This is a genomic window from Bradyrhizobium genomosp. I (2014) (assembly GCF_000261685.1).
Classification (GTDB): Bacteria; Pseudomonadota; Alphaproteobacteria; order Rhizobiales; family Xanthobacteraceae; genus Bradyrhizobium.
Genome location: NZ_AJQE01000454.1, coordinates 1 through 3937 on the forward strand (window position 1 = coordinate 1; position 3937 = coordinate 3937).

The 3937-nt window shown below is 60.8% G+C and carries 2 protein-coding genes and 1 pseudogene; all 3 read left to right on the forward strand.

All coding sequences use genetic code 11. The features are described 5' to 3' along the window. Nucleotides 1–494: 494 nt before the first annotated feature. Nucleotides 495–644: pseudogene (locus IC50_RS42705) on the forward strand (TrbI/VirB10 family protein); the annotation flags it as partial. Nucleotides 645–1803: 1159 nt separating this feature from the next. Further along, nucleotides 1804–2961: a PAS-domain containing protein gene (locus IC50_RS42710; RefSeq protein WP_244429727.1), complete on the forward strand. Its 1158-nt coding sequence runs from the start codon at nt 1804–1806 to the stop codon at nt 2959–2961. Beyond that, entirely contained in the window at nt 2958–3149 is a 192-nt protein-coding gene (locus tag IC50_RS43650; protein WP_223153756.1) for a hypothetical protein, read from the forward strand. Before IC50_RS42710 ends, IC50_RS43650 begins: the two co-directional genes overlap by 4 nt. Nucleotides 3150–3937: the final 788 nt, after the last annotated feature.

A 3937-nucleotide genomic window follows, 5' to 3' on the forward strand; every position in this document is an offset into this window, starting at 1 on the left:
GCTCACGCTCTCCGGGTGCCATTTTGCCTTGAGGCGATGCGCCCTTGGCGCACGCCTGGTAGGTTTGGGCCCCAAGGCACCTAAAGGCCAAGTCCCGAAGAATGAAATAGAAGGCCGAGCGCGTCGCAGATTTTGCATTCTGTCATCTGTGTGCGTGCAGCGCGCTCGCTAACCGAACCACGCGGCCGCTTGGTCAAGTGGCGTCGCTTCCGTCCGAAGAGGCTGAGAATAAGAGTTTTGGCCGGGTTTGCCGTGACGGGTCACAGGCCGCGAGAGAGGCTCGCGGCGCCCGCCGCGGAGATCCGCGATGCCCAGACACGACCTTCGGGCGTGCACTGGCGAGGACCAGACAAGCCTTTAAGGCAAAATCACCACAAAATTATCGGCGAGCTTGAAGCCGGCGACGTGCCGTGGGTGCAGTCTTGGGGGAGCCCAGAGGCGACGGCGTGCTTGGCCATGCCGAGAAGCGCCACGACTGGCCGTCAACATAGCGGCCTCAGGGAGCAAGGCTCATCGGCGGGTACGACAGCCAGGTCGCTTTTGGCCAGTCGCGCGTTCTGCTGGACTGGACGCGGCTGATCATGCCGAACGGACGTTCAATCGTCTTGGAGCGGCAGCCCGGCAAGGATGCAGCAGGCTATTCTGAACACAGCAGACTGTTCGAACCCATCGGAACCGCGGCATTGATACCGCACATGCTGGCTGGCGCAGTCGAAAACGGTCGGTGCGAGTACGAAGTGGTCAACGCAGAACCGGTCGGGCCCGGGAAACCCCTGGCGTTGATTCGGAAAGCTCAAGCTGAGCAAGCGTCAAGATGAGCGGTGGCCAACGGGCCCGCGCGGAGCGCAGACCTGTTGACAGGGGCTATGGAGCCCCAGTTTGCCTTCGCCTTCACATTCGAAGGAACGAGCACACCGTCGACGCGAGGTGAAATTGCCTCCTGGTCGGAACTACCCGAGAGAGACAAGGTCGCGATTGGCGCCCTCAGTGCCGCGCAAAGAGCTCGCCGAGCGTTGCCTTGCGTCGACCAGGGAATCCTACGCGCTATTCATGCAAATCCTCGGAAAGAACGCGTTTTTCCAGCGTGATTGTCTGATAGTTCACCACCTTATCTCTCAGTCGTTGCCTGTCCCGCGCCATCGCGGCTGCTCTTTCAGGTGACGTCGCCCACTTGCGCGCCTCAGCAGGCCGGCCACTTGCAAGCGGACCAGCAGCCGTTATCGCGCGCCGTTGGAGTGCCTTGTGCGTTCAGGCCATCATCCCTGCCTACGCCGGCTGCCCTTAGACTTTGATCGCGGGGGCGACATATCAACCGGTGCAGCCGCAGCGCAGCCTCCTCAGACCGTTTCGCGAAGAGATGCTCTGGCGCGTGGGACCTTCGAAAGATAAACCGAGGCGAGGCCGTGAAGTCTCCGCTAGCCCTGCGGGACCAATTCTCTGCCATTCTAGACCGGATAGGTGCATCATGAACGCAGTGACGGTGGGCTTTGGGGCGCAGACCGCGACCACGACGCTGCAAAGGTTTGTCCGCTTTGTGCGCGGCTCCGGTAGCCTGAGCGTGGCCGACAAAGTCTATTCCATCGCCGGATTTTTGACGATCGTCACAATGTTTCTGTTGGTGATGTCGGTCCAATGCGTGCGCCTGCAGACGAACTATCGGCACATGCAGATCGATTCGGCGTCGGCTGCCGTCAATATCGGGCGCGTCAACGCCCTGATCTACGCGATCGTGATGGAGTCGCGCGGGATCTACATGTCCACCGAACCGGCGAAAGTAAAGCAATTCGCGGACGAGTTGGTCAAGTGCAGCGGCGAGCTCACGGCGGTGATGATGCGCTGGGAGCAGACTGTCCATCCCGACGATCTCGAGCAATTCGAGGCGTTCAAACAGCGAGTGATGCAGTTCATCGACTTTCGGCTGGAACTGGTGCGGCGGGGCTCGAGATCAGTCCGGCCGCGGCTCGTGAATGGGGCGATAACCAGGCCAATCGCACCGTGCGCAGCAAGCTCAATGCTGACCTCGAGGCACTGCAGCGATCCTACGATAAGCGAGCCCGCGAAGCCGACCAGCTTGCTGACGAGAACCGCTATGCGGCCTGGTACCTATTCATGCTTGGACTCGCGGCGCTGGTCCTTGCCGCGATCAACGTCCTCGTCATGCGCGACTCCGTGGTCGGGCGGCTCTCCGATATCGCGCAAGCAACCGACCGGATCGCCGCAGGAGACATCAAGAGCGAGGTGCCGCATCTGATGCGGCACGACGAGATCGGGCATCTGGCCCGCAACATGCAGCACTTCCGTGATGCCATGCAAAAGATTCTAGAGCTGGAGCAGCTCGAGTTCAACACGGCGCAGCAACGCGACGCCGCTATAACCCAGCGCGACCAGTTCAACGACAAGTACCAGGCCAAGAAGTGGCAGTTATCGGCGGCGATCAACAGCATGCCGCAAGGCCTCATCATGCTTGACGGCAGGGCCAATGTCGTCGCGATGAACAATAACTATCGGCGGATCTACAATCTGCCAGAGACGATCAGGGCTGGCTCTACGCTGGAGAAAATCCTGCAGCATCGTATCAAGAGCGGGCTCTTCAGCGACGACATCGCGAAACATCTCGCGGCGATTCTCGATCGAATCGCCCGGCGCGAGCCGACCGCCTATGAGATCGCGCTAAATGACGGCCGCACCATCAATATCTACGAGCGTCCGATGGATGGCGGCGGGTGGGTGTCCGTGCATGAGGACGTCACCGACCTGCGACATGGCCAGCGGATGTTGGAGAGGACTGAGCGTCTGCTGGCCACCATTGTCGAGAACGTTCACGAAGGCATCATCGCCAAGGACGCGCGCAGCTTGCGTTACCTCTTCGTCAACAAGGCTGCGGAGAAGATGATCGGCATGTCGCGGGCCGAAATCGTCGGCAGGACCGCGAATTGTTCTCCCCGGAGGCGGCCGACTTGATCGAACGGCGCGACCGGCAGTTGCTTGCCCAGAAGCAACAGTTCGAACCCATTGTCGATACTATCGACAGCCCCGTTCGCGGACGGCGTGTGATCTGTGCGCGACGGCTGCAGATTGGCGGCGCCGGAGAGCAGCCGCACACCTTCGTGACTATGGTCGAGATGGGAGCGGATCGCGAACGTCAATAGGGCGATCACACGTCGCCCCTCCTGAGTCGACCGCGCCGGAACTGGACTCGCGGGTACAGTGGGATGCTGCTACCCCGAGGAGGTATCCGGCGAAAAACGCCGGCGTTGTATGCATCTGCGCAGGATTTTGTCTCTCCAGCGCTGCTCATTGCATCATTCGAGATCAAAACCTGGCTACAGTCGCCGATTAATCGGGCGACGCAACGCGATCGAGCGTATCGCTTCGCCACGAGGGCGCACAAAGAGCCGAGCTCGTGCGCCCGGTGCCCGAAAATGCAGCCACATTTAGCAGAAACGGTGCCGCTCTTTACGTGCGGGCACGATGTTGCCGCACGAGGGTCCGCCAAAGGAGGCGAAAATGCAGAATAGCTCTCATAGCTCCGAAAACCGAGGGTGCTGTGCGGTGTGTGGTGGAAGGTTCGGGCTGATCCGCCATTACTGGTGGCGAACGGCCCTTTGCTCCAGGAAATGCGTCGATCGCTTCAACGCCCGGCGGGAGGCAGACCAGAAGTGGCTGCGCCGGCTGTTGGCGGCTCCTGCAGAATGCGAGACAAGCCCGAACGGAGCGCATTGCGTGCCATGCACACAGCAACCAGTTGCTTAACTGCAGGAAGCTGCGGTGGACTTCCGAAATGAACGACTAAAGTCCATCAGCGATGCGAGAGTTGCAGGGGCTCCGGCTCATGCCTGCGTTTCTTCGGATAAACGATGCAGCCCTGCATTGTGTGGTTGAGCTGACGGAGCATCTCGCGCTAGGCTTTGGAGCTCCTCGCCGGGGGCACTCGGGA